Origin of the sequence: Shigella flexneri 2a str. 301, from assembly GCF_000006925.2 — a bacterium.
Taxonomy (GTDB): Bacteria; Pseudomonadota; Gammaproteobacteria; order Enterobacterales; family Enterobacteriaceae; genus ECMA0423.
This window is the reverse complement of record NC_004851.1, coordinates 154,046-167,692: the sequence shown is the minus strand read 5'-3', so window position 1 is coordinate 167,692 and position 13,647 is coordinate 154,046. Positions and strand designations below refer to the sequence as shown.

The window sequence follows — 13,647 nt, the reverse complement described above, 5'->3', positions numbered from 1 at the left end:
ACCATCAATGCGTTTTGTCCAGCCAAGAACTGAGACCCAGCAAGCAATAAGGGCATTACACCGGGTCAGAGAATCGCTCATCAGAGATAAGGTGAAAACAACCAACCAGATCCACGGTTTCCTGCTGGAATTTGGAATCAGCCTGCCGACAGGGGATGCCGTAATAAAACGGTTGTCTCTCGTATTGGCTGAACACGAAATCCCCGAATATCTGAGCCGCCTTTTGGTGAGGTTGCATACCCACTACCTTTACCTTGTTGAGCAAATAGCAGAGCTGGAATCAGAATTAAGTCAGTCAATCAACGCTGATGATACCGCTCAGCGCATTATGACAATTCCTGGTGTTGGGCCGATTACTGCCAGCTTACTATCGTCGCAACTTGGTGACGGGAAACAGTTTTCATGCAGCAGAGATTTTGCGGCTTCCACAGGGCTCGTTCCCCGGCAGTATAGCACTGGAGGAAAATCGACTCTGTTGGGTATCAGTAAGCGAGGTGATAAAAATTTACGCCGGTTACTGGTTCAGTGTGCCCGCTCATTCATGATGCAGCTTGAACGCCAGCATGGAAAACTTGCTGAGTGGGTTCGGGAGCAACTCAACAAGAAGCATTCGAATGTGGTTGCCTGCGCTCTGGCAAATAAACTGGCCCGAATTGCCTAGGCAATCACTACTCAGCAAAAAGAATATCAGGCCTGATATATAGATGCTGACAAAACTCAATTAGCTTATTGCAAACAATAAGATACAAGTTACCGTCTGGTTTTGCGAAGATTGATTATTGATGACATGAACGGCAAATCGACCTGATTAAAAACCTAACAGGGGAAAATGGCTCACTGAAGCCGAGGGGATTTTTAGGATTATCAGGTGCGGAACTCATCGAGGCGCGGGCATCCCTTGCCCACAGAGACGCCGGATAGATTTAAGCAAGCCCACCATTAATCAAAAATCAGTGTTGCAAAAACGGGGGTGACCATAGATTTTCCCCGCCATCGTCATCATTTCCGGATTTTTGCCAGGGCATCCGCCATGCTGCGGATTTCGGCCCGGGCTTCCCGGACAACTTCCCGCAGAACACCACGGTCAAACCACCGGCGGGGCGGTTCATCCGGTATACGCAGCACATCGCAGGCCAGCCCACTGGACAGGATATGCTCAATACAATCGCTGACCAGATACATTTCCACCGCCGAAAAACGTGCGCCCCGGTTCAGGATGGCATCGAGCACCACGGGCAGGTTTTCATCGTCTTCATCGAGCCAGCAGGGGTGATCGCTTTCCTTCACGACCAGGCGAAAGCGGCGCGTCTGGCGGGTCAGCAACGTCTGACCGCTTGTGGTCAGCGCCGCCCGGATACGCCGCGCATCTTCTGCCCCCCGGCAACTGACACTGCATACTGCATCGCGCACCGCATCAAGAACTGCCCTGATTTCGTCTTCGGTCAGCCATTCACCGGCATACGGGAAAGACACCTGCGTTCCGTCCGCCGGAAGTACCGGCAGCGACTGCCACTGACTGCCGGACAGAACAAGTTCCGCTCCGGTTCCGGTCAGTTTCTGAATGGCGGAGGCCAGGTGCGGCGGCAGCACGCCATCGTGGCGGTTAACGAGTAACGTCGCCAGCCGGGGCGCATCCAGCCGCACGTAAATGCTGATCCAGCCCGGATAGTTCGGGTTACATTGGTCAACATCCGTCTCTTCCGGCCAGCCCTGCGCCAGCAGCAGGTTACGGGCGTGACGACAAATCAGAGCATTCAGCGTTTCATTCATAATTCATGAACTCCCTGTATCGCCGCCCACAGGCGGCGATAACATCAGTCGTTTTCGTGTGTGTTGTTTTTCAGCAGGCTGCGGGCCTGATCAACCATCGCCTGTCGGCGGGTAACGTATTCCGGGAGGGGGAAACCGTGATCCCGGGCAGCCCATTCACGTTTCCACAGTGCCTGTTCAGCGATCTGAGTCAGGGTCTCCAGCAGTTCAGCAGGGACGGTCACCTGGCGGTTTTCGCGCACGTTGCTGATAATCTCCATCGCCGCGGCGGAAGAAATACCGGACTCAATCCGCTAGTCTTCCGGGATGTCCTCCAGGTGCGCCAGGACGGTCCTGATTTCATGATCGGACAGGGAAATATCCATTCCGTCAGCGAGGGCCTGAATCTCTTCCGGGGACCAGATAACCAGCATCAGCGGCGTGTCTCCCGAATACTTTGCTGCCAGCGCCCGGCATAGCGTTTCGCATGTTCCGTACATACTCTCTCCCCTCAATCTTTGAAGCAGGAATCCAGTTCCAGAATTTCGGTATATGCCTCCATCAAGAGGCGGTTTGCGCGAAACAACGTCTGACGCACCAGACGTTCCGGCAGGGTGTCAGCATTAAAGCTGTACCGCCGCTCCATCTCATTCATGGTTGTACGCAGGTCGCACATGGCATTGGCCACCTCCGCCACTTCGGCGCGAAGTTTTTCGTGTCCGGCATAGTTCATTTACGCAGCCTCCGGCATAAACCAGTCATCATTCGCGGCCCCCTGCTGCATGGCCCGCTGTACGGCAGCCAGTCGTTGCTGTCCGGCACGGTGATACTGCTCAAGCAGCTCGATACCGATATACCGGCGTCCGGACTGGAGGGCGGCGACGCAGGTTGAACCGCTGCCTGCAAACGGGTCCAGCACTATCGCATTCGGGTGTGTGAAGCTCTCAATCAGCGGTTGCAGGCTGGTAACGGGCTTTTCCGTCGGGTGATGGCGGTTGCCCGAATATTTCCAGCCCAACACGTCCGGCAGCGGGTTTTGTGGCAGACGTGGACGGCCTTTTGCCAGGATGTAGGCGCATTCGTGGCGATAGCCCACATATGCGGCCTTCGATGTGTAGTTTTTGGTGAAGACCAGGTGACCAACAACGCTGAATCCCGCATTTTTCCAGGCAGACATAAAGCGATCGACGCGGTTCCAGCCATAGAAGCTCACCATCAGCGCGTCTTTTTTGAGTACGCGGTACATTTCATTACAGGCCGGTTGCAGCCATTCATCAGTTTTATCACCAGCAATGGTACGCCCCTGACGGTCACGAAAACCGACGAGATATGGCGGATCGGTGAGGATGAAATCAATGGCGTTATCAGGAATACGGGCCATAACATCGATGCAGTTACCGAGGACAAAACGGGACATAACAGATCCTTCTCTTACAGAGGGCACCCCTGTGGTGCCCGTTCCCCGCTGCCTGTGGGCTGTTCATCGCTTCCGGTAACGGGTCAGGCCGACCGTGGAATACCGCAGCCGTCGTCTTTTTGACAGCAAGGTTATGCCGCGAAAGCGGCTTGAAGGGCGTTCATCAGAAAAGGGCGACGGGCTGGCGTACACTGTCACCGACACCAGCCGGGAGCGGTAAAAGCGCCCGTCCCGTGCCCGCCGGACGCGGGACACTGACCACAGGCAGCGTTTATGCCGCGCCGCGTCAGCCGGCGCAGTAAAAAGAGGAGCACGGCGACATCCTTTGTCGGAAAAGAAACGGGCGGTTGCCCGCCCGTCTCCGTCATACTTCATCCGCCATAATGCGCCACATTGTCGACTATCCACGCAGGTCCGGTGACTTCCGGCTGCTCATCGTCATCTGTCGGGGAAGACCATTCAAGTTCCCCCCACAGCACATTGACGAGCTCTCCACGCTCATACAACTGCCAGCCACAGAAATCACAGCCCTGTTCGGCATACCAGTGCTCCAGCGTGCAGCTGAAACGGCGGCTTAATTCTGCAATAACGTCGCTTTCCGGCTGACACCACGGAGTGTCGAAATCCACCTGAATGAAGTTTTCTCCCTGACTGCTGATATTCAGGTCATATCCACAAGGCCACTTCACGCCATACCGTTCCGTATACCAGTGATATGCAGAAGGAACACCGTTCAGAACACCACCATTAAAGCCGTTCACTTCAACATCCAGGCGGGTCGGCAGAACCGTCAGCAGGTCAAACGGCATGGTTTTTTCCGGCACTACGTTGTCACACAGACGGTTCCACCACACCGATACATCCTCGTTACCCCATATGTCACACCAGTCACCTCTTTTTGCGGTGAAATGCACAGTGATGGTTTCCCTGGCATCATCCGGTAATCCTTCCCAACGACGCTGGCCAGTACCGCTCTGTAACCAGAGTTCATGCAGCATCAGGCAGTTTTGTTCATCCAGCAACACACCGTTCTGCAGGTGTGTCAGCCAGCGGGTGAACGCGATATTTTCCGTCGATACAGCACCACGTCCGGCAGCCGTCACTCCGGGGCACTGTTCAGAGCGGATATTTTCAGTGATCTGCAGAAGTCCGGCACTTCCGGCCAGAAACAGCTGAATACCTTCATTTGTGGCGCGGCGATAAAGCGGTGTGACTGCACCGCTGGCCAGTCGTTTAATCTCAGCGATCTGTGCCGGCTCACCAGGAAAATACATACGATTCGAGCACCAGTTTGGCATGGGAATTCTCCTCTCACATGCGGCCTCCATCAGGCCGTGCCGCACCTGTAACCGGGCGACCGCATACGAATGCAGGTGCGGCCCCGAAGCCGCAGCGCGTGGAGGAGGAATGACGAAACGTGACCGGGTGAGGAGGCCGGCGACAGCGACACACTTGCATCGGATGCAGCCCGGTTAACGTGCCGGCACGGCCTGGTTAAATAGTATCCGTCTCAGTTCGTGGCGCAAAATGAGAAACCAATAAGAACTCAAAATGAACCACAACAAGAACATAAAGAGACTCTAAAAGAGCAACACCGTTTGACATAGACTCAAAATGAGTCACAATAAGAAACAATAAAAAACTCAAAAAGATGCACCGACATAAAGGATGCTCAATTTGAGATAAACACAAACTCAAAACGAGGCAAAAAGAATGCTAAAAGTATCATGCGATGATGGTTCAACTAACGTAAAACTGGCCTGGCTTGAAGATGGCGAGGTAAGAACCAGTCTGTCAGGAAACAGCTTTAAAGAAGGCTGGAACCCGGGACTGTTTAATGCCGGCAAAGTTTACAATTACGTCGTGGATGAAAAAAAATACACCTATGATTTGGGAAGCACTGCTGTCATAGGTACAACACATGTCAGTTATCAATACAGCACCACCAATCTGCTTGCCATACATCATGCACTGCTGACATCCGGCCTTCAGCCACAGGATGTAGAACTGACAGTAACATTACCTGTGACCGAATTCTTTGATAATGACAATCAACCAAATGAAGAAAGAATAGAAAGAAAAAAGGCAAATGTTCTCCGTGAGATATCTCTGAATAAAGGGGAAACATTTAAAATTAAAAAAGTTAATGTAATGCCTGAATCTTTGCCAGCTGCATTTGAATCACTAAAAAAAGATAAAGTAAACAAACTTGAACGCAGCCTGATTATCGATCTTGGAGGAACCACTCTGGATTGTGGTTTAATTCTCGGTGCATTTGAAGGCATTTCTGAAATCCGTGGCTATTCAGAAATCGGGACATCCCGCATCACTCATACCGTCATGAATGCGCTGACGAAAGCCTCCACACCATGTAATTATTTTATTGCTGATGAGTTAATAAAAAACAGACACGATAATGAATATCTCCAGACATTAATAAATGATGTAGCTGAAATAAAAAACATTTCTCATGTAATAGACAGAGAAGTGAAATCTCTGGCAGAAAGCATCAGGCAGGAAATTTCAACATTCTCAGGAATGAACCGAATCTATCTCACTGGCGGAGGAGCCGAGCTTATTTACCCTCACATAAAGCAATATTTCCCGAATCTGAAAGTGAACAAGGTGGATGAACCTCAGTTTGCATTGGTGAAAGCAATGGTGCATGCGTAATGGAAAGCAGTGATCCAAAAAAAAGAAAGAAAGTTGTGGCATACCTGCACCCGGCACTTTATCCGCAGGACAACCTGACACAACAAACAATAGACTCTCTCCCAGTACAAATGCGGGGAGATTTCTACAGACAATCCCTTATTTGCGGAGCAGCTCTTTATTCTGTTGCCCCCCGACTGTTAACGCTAATCAGCGTTTTTTTCAGTGAGAAAATCACTGCAGAAAATCTGGTGAAACTTATAGAACAAACAACAGGATACACATCCACATCAATTGATATAAGTGTGTTAAAAAACATCATAGAGGCATCTTCAGAAAACAAATCAGAGAGCATCACTTCAAAAGATGATTTCGAAGAACAAACCAGACGCAATCTTTCTATGTTAAAAAAATAATAAAAGAAGAGCAGGTTCAGTCAATTACCTGCTCTTCTTTTATACATACTAAAAAATCAGATTTTTACGAATATTCAGATTATCATAAAAAATGCAACAGACAGGAATGCAATAATTTTGCATTATCTCGTTGCTTGTAATGCAAATATGCATTATTGTCAGTGTGTGACAATAACAGAGAGATGACGATGGCGACCATTAACGCACGTATTGATGATGATATAAAGAACCAAGCAGATGAAGTGCTGAAGCTGATGAATATCAGTCAAACTCAGGCTATTGCAGCTTTTTATCAGTATATTACTGAACAAAAGAAACTGCCATTTGTGATCACCTCAATTGTAAAAACGCCGCATGATTTATTACGTGAAAGTACAGACATGTTAGCTGAAGCTCTTGCAGTGATTTCCAATCTACAGGTGTGGACTGAACAGCAGGATGGGATTGGAAAAGCAAAGCTAATGGAGTATTACCGCCGCCTCGACGCACTGTACTGTTGTGCAAAAGAGAAAATAGGTCTTCTTTCAGATAACCGGGATGCTGAACTAGGCTGTGTCCCTTAATCATCTGAGTTATAGTAACTGTCTGTTTACACAACATATTGAACTATGGCTCGCTACGACCTTCCCGATGAGGCATGGACCATCATCAAGCCCCTGTTACCTCCTGAACCCGCCACACCACGGGCCGGACGCCCATGGGCTGAGCACCGTAAAATCATCAATGGCATGTTCTGGGTGTTATGTTCCAGTGCACCATGGCGCGATTTACCCGAACGATATGGGGCATGGAAAACTGTTTATAACCGCTTTAACCGATGGTCAAAGTCAGGCGTGATTAATATTATTTTCAACAGGTTGCTTTCGCTACTTGATGCAAACGGCTTTATTGACTGGTCTGCCACCGCGCTGGATGGCAGTAATATCCGGGCGCTGAAATGTGCCGCCGGTGCTCAAAAAAACATCCCGATATCGACGGAGATAATGGGCCGGGTCGCTCTCGCGGCGGTTTTGGCACCAAAATCCATCTGGCAACAGACGGAAGTGGCCTCCCGTTAAATATCGTGCTAAGCCCCGGACAAGCTCATGAAAGCCAGTTCGCGCAACGACTTCTGGACGGGATTGGCGTTCAGCGTCAGAACGGCAGCATGAAACGCCGTGGACATGCGGTACTGGCTGATAAAGCGTATTCAGGGCGCGCATTGCGCAACGAGCTGAAAAATAACGGTATAAAGGCAGTAATCCCCCGAAAGTCAAATGAGAAAATGGCATCGGATGGACGTGCACAGCTTGATCGTGATGCGTACTGCAATCGTAATGTCGTTGAACGGTGCTTTGGGCGGCTGAAAGAATATCGCCGCATCGCCACGCGTTACGACAAAACGGCGAGAAATTACCTGGCGATAGTGAAACTGGGCTGCATCCGACTCTTTTATCAACGCTTACGTAATTAAGGGACACAGCCTAGTGAAATTACCGACAAGAAGGGAAAGGGCCTTTCCGAGAGTGGTAAAGGAGAGGCCCTGGAAATACCCCACAGCCCTGAAAAAGAGCCAGTCAGTTGCTTAACTGACTGGCATTAGCCCTGAAGGTCGGGGTTATAAGGCGTACTGGCTAAAAGCATTATTTTTTCTGATTGTTAGCGAATTCATCTTTCGCTTTTTGTAATTGTGCCTGGAACACAGGATTTGAGTGCAGTGTTGCTACAATAGCAGAGCCAACAATACGTGCTGCGTCAACATCACTTTGCCAGTGATAACCGCAAATAACCCTGCTGTCCCCCAGTTCATAACCCCGTTTCAGAATGGTATCCTGGCGTGCCGGATTTATTTCGGACAATACAAGTGCTGTTGCCCAACCAATCGATGTATGACCTGATGGATAAGAGCCATTTCTGGATAATGTATCCTGTTCTTTTGTATTACACGTAGAAACACCATAAAAAGCAAAAGGTCGAATACGCATATAATATTCTTTTGCTGAACGCGTTGCCAGGTCTCCGGCATCCTCAATCATATTTGTCAGTAATTTATGCAATTCTGGTGAATCTTTAGCCGTTATCGGAGAACCAAAAGCAGCAGAAAATACATTTGCCACGCCACCACTACTGAGATTGGCATCCTCAGCTGCCAGCTTCCCTCTTTCAGTATTTCGCAATAAACGCCCCTTTTCATACATGGCCTGGTCATTCAGGAAGGCAATACTTCCGATTTGTGGTGGAGGCGGTAATAATGCCAGACTGTCAATAGCATTATCGTTTGTCAGGTAGTAAAGGTCAGGTTTTGTTGTCACATCATTTCCCGGAGGGAATGATGCAAAGGTATTTAAAGAAAATACCCCGACAATACTAAGAGTAAAAAGCTGTCTTTTCATATAACATCTCCTTATAGAGGATACATATTTATAATTATTTTATTAAGAGCATAAAGTACTGGATAATAAAATTGTGTGTGCTATCACATAATTTAAATAAATCAGAAGATGCTAAAACAAAGGTTACCTATTAAATATCCGTTATGAACAAGCATAAAAAGGAGGACGTTTAAAACACCCAGAACAAACAGTTAGAATTAAGTTCTTACCAACAAGGGGAATAAGCAACTTGTATTTTTGAGTTGCTTTTACAGACAATGACTCCAATTAGTAGAACATATGTTTTTCGATAAACGCACCGATAACTTTTTGAGGTAGCCTGAGTTTAACGGACACTCCTTCCTGAAATAGAATGGCATCAGAAGGAGCCAATATTTACGGGTAAAGCCCTGTTTATGGTGCTCAGGAGCCAGCGCCCACCTGCCGGGCTAATCCACCACTCTGATCGAGGTTCACAGTACTGCGCATACGATTACCGGGTCATACAGGAGCAGTTTGGTCTGAAAACATCAATGTCGCGTAAAGGTAACTGTTACGACAACGCTCCGATGGAAAGCTTCTGGGGAACGCTGAAAAATGGTACAGGGACGGAGTAAACCGTAGTAGCGGTGAAGGACCGTAATGGGTCCGGAGCAAAGGGCTTGCCCCATTGTGCTGATGGTGCGGCGGCAACCACGGGCGACAATGCCGATGGGAGGACTGCTGTAAAATCGGCAAAGCCATTTCCTGTAAGTAAACGACAGGTATGGGAAGCTTATAAACGAGTAAAAGCCAACCGTGGGGCGGCAGGCATTGACGGGCAGACACTGGCCGGGTTTGACGAGAATGTTACAGACAATCTCTACAAACTGTGGAACAGAATGGCTTCCGGCAGTTATATGCCGCAGGCGGTAAGGCGTGTGGACATTCCCAAAGCTGACGGTGGTGTACGTCCGCTCGGTATTCCGGCCGTGTCGGACCGGATCGCCCAGATGGTCGTTAAGCAGATACTCGAGCCGGTACTGGAACCCCTGTTCCATGCAGACTCGTATGGTTATCGACCGGGTAAATCCGCACACCAGGCGATTGCGCAGGCGAGGAAACGCTGCTGGAAGTTTGACTGGGTGGTGGAAGTCGATATTAAAGGCTTCTTTGATGATATCGATCATGACCTGCTACTGAAGACAGTGCAGCATCATACTCAGGCACGCTGGGTGGTGATGTACATTGAGCGCAGGCTGAAGGCACCGGTGCAAATGCCGGATGGAGCAATGCTGGCACGGGGTCGAGGAACGCCGCAGGGCGGCGTAATCTCCCCCCTGCTCTCAAATCTGTTCCTGCACTATGCCTTTGATATGTGGATGCAACGTCAGTTTCCCGGCGTTCCCTTCGAAAGGTACGCCGATGATGTTGTATGCCACTCTCGGATATGACTTCAAAGTGCGTACTCTGAAGAATTTCAAAGGCGAATTGTACAGAAAATGTATGCCGGGTGCATCAAATGCAGCAATGTGCAAAATAACAGAAACAATCAAGAAGTGGCGTATACATCGCTCAACAGCTGAGAGTTTGCTGGATTTTGCGAGGCGCTACAATGCGATAGTGAGAGGCTGGATTGAGTACTATGGAAAGTTCTGGTCCAGAAACTTCAGCTATCGACTGTGGAGTGCAATGCAGTCACGTTTGCTTAAGTGGATGCAGTCTAAATACAGACTTTCGAACCGGAAGGCTCAGCGAAAGCTGGCGCTGGTAAGGAAACAGTATCCGAAGCTATTTGCCCACTGGTATTTACTACGTGCATCGAATGAGTGATCAAGAGCCGTATGACGCGAGAGTGTCACGTACGGTTCCGTGAGCAGCCGGAGAGTGAAACTCTCTCCGGCGGGGTTCCGATAGCGGTGGCGAACATGCGGCGGTGTTGTACTCGCTGATCGGCACATGCCGTCTGAACAATGTGGAGCCAGAAAAATGGCTGCGTTACGTCATTGAGCATATCCAGGACTGACCGGCAAACCGGGTACGCGATCTGTTGCCCTGGAAAGTTGATCTGAGCTCTTAGTAAATATCAATATGGTTCTGACGAGCCGCTTACGCAGATCATGCCATAATGAATAAACTTTAATCAGCGAAATTGACGAAGAAGCTGGCAGCGCTCCAACATCAGTTAAGCCGCAAGGTTAAATTCAGCAACAACTGGCAGAAGCAGAAACACAAAATACAGCAACTGCATTCCCATATCGCAAACATACGCAGAGACTACTTTCACAAAGTCACAGCGACTGTCAGCAAAAAACACGTGATGATCGTCAATTACGTTATCACTGCCAACTGACTTCACCTTTTGGTTCATATGAAGCAGCATCCAGCGGTGAATGTTTCCGGATATATTCGATAAGTACTTCAGCATCAATAAATCCGGTATTTATGTATCCGGGTCTATTATCAATACGTGGATAGCCATCCCCACCAGTAGCATTAAAGCTAAATGTTGTCATACGATATTTTTTGTTAAGGTCAACCGATTTACCTTTTATTTTTAGCATTTCGATTTTTCCTTTTTTGACTACAAAGCTGGTATTCAAAAATTGTGGGTAGGCTCCGGAATCCGGTTTCATCTGTGCCACTGTAGCTAGGTAGTCAGCTACTTCTTTCCCCGTCAAATCAATACTTACTACCGTATTACCAAATGGCTGAACTTTCAGTATATCTTTGTATGTGATGTTACCACTCTCTATGGAATCTCGAATTTCCCCACCACTGACAACAGCAAAATCTGCGTCAATACGTTCTGTCAGAGCGCTCAGAATCAGATGGCCCATACTGGTCTGAACAAAACGAACTTTACTTCTGTCCCCTTCCAGACGTCCGTTCACAACCCCAACCTTCACATCCAGTTGTGCTTTGCCTTTATTCTGGAATGGTGTCAGTAAGGATAACATCTGTGGATCTTCAGTAATTTCGGGGGTGTAAAAAGAAAATTCCGTTTTTCCATCTTCTCTGGTAATTCTCATTTTGAGATTAACTGGGTGTAACTGATAATTAACCAGTTTCATTGTACCGTTACAGAATTCAAAATCAGCCTGACCGACATATTTTCCCCACTCATGCGCTTGTACAATCCAGATGCCATTTTGTTTATCTGGTACACAGGTTGTCCCCGGAATATAATTCCACTGTTTTTTATTATCGCTGGCCATGCAGACAGGAGCTTGTGAATGTCCTCCCACAATCATTGCTAATGAGCCAGTCGGCAAACTGCGAGCCATTTCAACATCACCAGGAGCATTCGAACCTGACTCGCCATTGTCATAGTGACCCATATGTGTTGCCGCAATAATAATATCTGGCTTTTCCTGCTGATTAAGTTCATCAATGACACTCCTCGCCTCAGCAGCAGGTTGACGGAACTCAATATCAGTAAAATATTCAGAATTTCCTGTTTTCGCAGTATCATCTGTCGTCAAGCCAATGACTGCAATTTTCAAATTCTGACGGATGAAAATTTTCCATGGACTGAATAAACGCCTCCCTGTACTTTTTTGATATATGTTAGCAGAAAGGAAAGGAAATGTGGCCCATTTTTCCTGCTGACGTAATATATTTAGAGGATTATCAAATTCATGATTACCGACGGCCATTGCATCATAACCAATTAGATTCATTCCACGAATATCGGGTTCAGCCTTCTGAAGGTCTGATTCAGGTACACCGGTGTTAATATCACCACCAGATAATAATAGAACACTTCCGCCATTATTTATTACTTTCTGCCGGATATTGTCCACCAGAGTTTTTTGGGAGGATAACCCGTACTCACCATGATTGTTACGCCAAAAGTGTCCATGGTGGTCATTTGTATGCAGAACGGTTATTTTATATACTTTATCTGTTTCATACGCTATAGCAGGATTTCCTGTCAGTAATGACAGGGTGAACATTATTAGCGTAATGTTTTTTTTTAACGGTATCATTGTTCCTGTATGAACGCATCCCCGTTTGCAAGGCTTCCGTTGTTCTGACATCGACGAGTAGTTGCTGCTCTGTATCCGGCCTTATTGCAGTCAGAGCTGCGGGCCACTATAAGATTCGCTGACCTGAGCCTTATTCCCTTCACGGACTTTATGTCTAGGACACAATTCAGGTTTATCAGGTCACGGTCTTACCTGTCGTTGTCATCACGTCGATCACCATAGCCCCCTTTCAGCATTCACCCTTCTATAAGGTTTGATGTTTATCAGTTTCAGCAATTAATATGGTCTGATACTGACGTGAACCGCCCCGGTTTTCCTGGAGAGTGTTTTATCTGTGAACTCAGGCTGCCAGATCATCGTTTCCGATGGAAGCATAATAAGCTTTTTCTGCTTCTGCCGGAGGGATGTGGCCCAGCCTTTCCAGCAATCGTCGATTGTTATACCAGTCCACCCACGTTAGTGTGGCCAGTTCCACTTCTGCACGGTTTTTCCAGCTCTTACGGTGTATTACCTCCGCTTTGTAAAGACCATTGATGCTCTCCGCCATCGCGTTGTCATACGAGTCGCCTGTACTTCCTGTTGATGCCAGTAATCCGGCTTCCTTAAGCCGCTGTGTGTAGACCAGCGATACATACTGAGAACCTTTATCACTGTGATGGACCGTGCCGGACGGTCGACGGGCCCATAACGCCTGCTCCAGTGCATCCAGCACGAATGTCGTTTCCATGGACGATGAGACCCGCCACCCCACGATGTATCCGGCAAACACATCAATGATGAACGCCACATAGACGAAGCCCCGCCATGTGCTGACGTAAGTAAAATCAGCCACCCACAGCTGGTCAGGTCGTTCTGCCACGAACTGACGGTTTACGCGGTCGCCTGCGGCAACGGCTTTCCGGCTGATGGTCGTACGGACCTTTTTACCCCGGAGAACACCGGCAAGTCCCATAACCGCCATGAGACGTGCCACAGTGCATCTGGCCACTCTGATACCTTCCCGTAACAACTGACGCCAGACTTTACACCGTATACCTTGTGATTTTCATCGTATACGCGCTGTATCTCTTTCTTCAGCCAGTCATCGCGCT

20 protein-coding genes and 3 other annotated features (1 of these 23 running past the window's edge) are annotated in these 13,647 nt (G+C 48.4%); of the genes, 9 read left to right on the top strand and 11 right to left on the bottom strand.

Going from position 1 to position 13,647, the window contains the following annotated elements; all coding sequences use genetic code 11:
- Positions 1-7 precede the first annotated feature (7 nt).
- Complete coding sequence (locus CP0203; RefSeq protein ID NP_858336.1) at positions 8-661, top strand: transposase; 654 nt, start codon at positions 8-10, stop codon at positions 659-661.
- Between the two features lie 338 nt (positions 662-999).
- Here CP0203 and ycfA read toward each other — a convergent pair whose 3' ends face one another.
- The 7 genes from ycfA to yccB form a co-directional block, all read right to left on the bottom strand.
- Positions 1,000-1,770, bottom strand: coding sequence for a hypothetical protein (gene ycfA / locus CP0202; protein NP_858335.1), 771 nt, complete (start codon positions 1,768-1,770; stop codon positions 1,000-1,002).
- 44 nt (positions 1,771-1,814) lie between these two features.
- Positions 1,815-2,030 carry a hypothetical protein gene (locus CP0201; protein NP_858334.1) on the bottom strand — a complete coding sequence of 72 codons (216 nt, stop codon included), beginning with the start codon at positions 2,028-2,030 and terminating at the stop codon, positions 1,815-1,817.
- A gap of 33 nt (positions 2,031-2,063) precedes the next feature.
- On the bottom strand, positions 2,064-2,264 hold the full coding sequence (locus tag CP0200; protein NP_858333.2) for a hypothetical protein: 201 nt from the start codon (positions 2,262-2,264) through the stop codon (positions 2,064-2,066).
- Positions 2,261-2,482: a hypothetical protein gene (yceA, locus tag CP0199; protein NP_858332.1), complete on the bottom strand. Its 222-nt coding sequence runs from the start codon at positions 2,480-2,482 to the stop codon at positions 2,261-2,263. The genes CP0200 and yceA overlap by 4 nt, the downstream gene beginning before the upstream one ends.
- Positions 2,483-3,166, bottom strand: a complete 684-nt coding sequence (ycdA, locus tag CP0198) for a methylase (protein NP_858331.2) — start codon at positions 3,164-3,166, stop codon at positions 2,483-2,485. It abuts the gene before it with no gap.
- Between the two features lie 63 nt (positions 3,167-3,229).
- Positions 3,230-3,541, bottom strand: coding sequence for a hypothetical protein (locus tag CP0197; protein ID NP_858330.2), 312 nt, complete (start codon positions 3,539-3,541; stop codon positions 3,230-3,232).
- A complete protein-coding gene (gene yccB, locus CP0196) occupies positions 3,538-4,509 on the bottom strand; it encodes a hypothetical protein (protein ID NP_858329.1) in 972 nt (323 codons plus the stop codon). Before yccB ends, CP0197 begins: the two co-directional genes overlap by 4 nt.
- Positions 4,510-4,879: 370 nt before the next feature.
- Between yccB and stbA the strand changes: the two genes are divergently transcribed.
- The 5 genes from stbA to CP0191 all read left to right on the top strand — a co-directional run bounded on the left by stbA (position 4,880) and on the right by CP0191 (position 7,687).
- Entirely contained in the window at positions 4,880-5,839 is a 960-nt protein-coding gene (stbA, locus tag CP0195; RefSeq protein ID NP_858328.1) for a plasmid stable inheritance protein, read from the top strand.
- Entirely contained in the window at positions 5,839-6,234 is a 396-nt protein-coding gene (gene stbB, locus CP0194; protein ID NP_858327.1) for a plasmid stable inheritance protein, read from the top strand. Before stbA ends, stbB begins: the two co-directional genes overlap by 1 nt.
- A gap of 182 nt (positions 6,235-6,416) precedes the next feature.
- Positions 6,417-6,797 (top strand): hypothetical protein, encoded by a 381-nt coding sequence (locus CP0193; RefSeq protein ID NP_858326.2) that lies wholly within the window; start codon positions 6,417-6,419, stop codon positions 6,795-6,797.
- Positions 6,780-7,702, bottom strand: a mobile genetic element. It overlaps the preceding gene by 18 nt.
- Positions 6,843-7,292, top strand: coding sequence for an ISSfl1 ORF1 (locus CP0192; RefSeq protein ID NP_858325.1), 450 nt, complete (start codon positions 6,843-6,845; stop codon positions 7,290-7,292). (Overlaps the previous feature by 450 nt.)
- The gene (locus CP0191; RefSeq protein ID NP_858324.1) at positions 7,298-7,687 is read left to right on the top strand and encodes an ISSfl1 ORF2; all 390 of its coding nucleotides are present in this window, start codon (positions 7,298-7,300) and stop codon (positions 7,685-7,687) included. Its footprint lies within the feature at positions 6,780-7,702.
- A gap of 154 nt (positions 7,703-7,856) precedes the next feature.
- On the opposite strand, the gene phoN1 is transcribed toward CP0191, so the two are convergent.
- Positions 7,857-8,606, bottom strand: a complete 750-nt coding sequence (gene phoN1, locus CP0190) for a PhoN1, periplasmic non specific acid ohosphatase (protein NP_858323.1) — start codon at positions 8,604-8,606, stop codon at positions 7,857-7,859.
- Positions 8,607-8,986: 380 nt separating this feature from the next.
- Positions 8,987-9,185 (bottom strand) — a mobile genetic element (partial).
- On the opposite strand from phoN1, the gene CP0189 reads away from it, so the two are divergent.
- The 3 genes from CP0189 to CP0187 all read left to right on the top strand — a co-directional run bounded on the left by CP0189 (position 9,002) and on the right by CP0187 (position 10,397).
- A complete protein-coding gene (locus CP0189) occupies positions 9,002-9,202 on the top strand; it encodes an IS600 ORF2 (RefSeq protein NP_858322.1) in 201 nt (66 codons plus the stop codon). It overlaps the preceding feature by 184 nt.
- Positions 9,203-9,214: 12 nt before the next feature.
- Positions 9,215-10,018 carry a reverse transcriptase gene (locus CP0188; RefSeq protein ID NP_858321.1) on the top strand — a complete coding sequence of 268 codons (804 nt, stop codon included), beginning with the start codon at positions 9,215-9,217 and terminating at the stop codon, positions 10,016-10,018.
- A 52-nt stretch (positions 10,019-10,070) separates the two neighbouring features.
- Positions 10,071-10,397, top strand: coding sequence for a hypothetical protein (locus CP0187; protein ID NP_858320.1), 327 nt, complete (start codon positions 10,071-10,073; stop codon positions 10,395-10,397).
- A gap of 352 nt (positions 10,398-10,749) precedes the next feature.
- On the opposite strand, the gene CP0186 is transcribed toward CP0187, so the two are convergent.
- From CP0186 to CP0184, 3 genes are all read right to left on the bottom strand, one after another.
- The gene (locus CP0186; protein NP_858319.1) at positions 10,750-10,935 is read right to left on the bottom strand and encodes a hypothetical protein; all 186 of its coding nucleotides are present in this window, start codon (positions 10,933-10,935) and stop codon (positions 10,750-10,752) included.
- Positions 10,904-12,556, bottom strand: a complete 1,653-nt coding sequence (gene ushA, locus CP0185; RefSeq protein ID NP_858318.2) for a bifunctional UDP-sugar hydrolase/5'-nucleotidase — start codon at positions 12,554-12,556, stop codon at positions 10,904-10,906. Before ushA ends, CP0186 begins: the two co-directional genes overlap by 32 nt.
- Positions 12,557-12,854: 298 nt before the next feature.
- Positions 12,855-13,647 (bottom strand) — a mobile genetic element; it runs 513 nt beyond the window's last position.
- Positions 12,897-13,565: an IS629 ORF2 gene (locus CP0184; RefSeq protein ID NP_858317.1), complete on the bottom strand. Its 669-nt coding sequence runs from the start codon at positions 13,563-13,565 to the stop codon at positions 12,897-12,899. (Overlaps the previous feature by 669 nt.)

Bases quoted from the DNA above. Each gene is read 5' to 3' on its own strand.
- CP0203 (NP_858336.1), top strand. From the start codon at position 8: ATGCGTTTTGTCCAGCCAAGAACTGAGACCCAGCAAGCAATAAGGGCA.
- ycfA (NP_858335.1), bottom strand. From the start codon at position 1,770: ATGAATGAAACGCTGAATGCTCTGATTTGTCGTCACGCCCGTAACCTG.
- CP0201 (NP_858334.1), bottom strand. From the start codon at position 2,030: ATGGAGATTATCAGCAACGTGCGCGAAAACCGCCAGGTGACCGTCCCT.
- yceA (NP_858332.1), bottom strand. From the start codon at position 2,482: ATGAACTATGCCGGACACGAAAAACTTCGCGCCGAAGTGGCGGAGGTG.
- ycdA (NP_858331.2), bottom strand. From the start codon at position 3,166: ATGTCCCGTTTTGTCCTCGGTAACTGCATCGATGTTATGGCCCGTATT.
- CP0197 (NP_858330.2), bottom strand. From the start codon at position 3,541: ATGAAGTATGACGGAGACGGGCGGGCAACCGCCCGTTTCTTTTCCGAC.
- stbA (NP_858328.1), top strand. From the start codon at position 4,880: ATGCTAAAAGTATCATGCGATGATGGTTCAACTAACGTAAAACTGGCC.
- stbB (NP_858327.1), top strand. From the start codon at position 5,839: ATGGAAAGCAGTGATCCAAAAAAAAGAAAGAAAGTTGTGGCATACCTG.
- CP0193 (NP_858326.2), top strand. From the start codon at position 6,417: ATGACGATGGCGACCATTAACGCACGTATTGATGATGATATAAAGAAC.
- CP0192 (NP_858325.1), top strand. From the start codon at position 6,843: ATGGCTCGCTACGACCTTCCCGATGAGGCATGGACCATCATCAAGCCC.
- phoN1 (NP_858323.1), bottom strand. From the start codon at position 8,606: ATGAAAAGACAGCTTTTTACTCTTAGTATTGTCGGGGTATTTTCTTTA.
- CP0189 (NP_858322.1), top strand. From the start codon at position 9,002: ATGGTGCTCAGGAGCCAGCGCCCACCTGCCGGGCTAATCCACCACTCT.
- CP0187 (NP_858320.1), top strand. From the start codon at position 10,071: ATGCCGGGTGCATCAAATGCAGCAATGTGCAAAATAACAGAAACAATC.
- CP0186 (NP_858319.1), bottom strand. From the start codon at position 10,935: ATGAACCAAAAGGTGAAGTCAGTTGGCAGTGATAACGTAATTGACGAT.
- ushA (NP_858318.2), bottom strand. From the start codon at position 12,556: ATGATACCGTTAAAAAAAAACATTACGCTAATAATGTTCACCCTGTCA.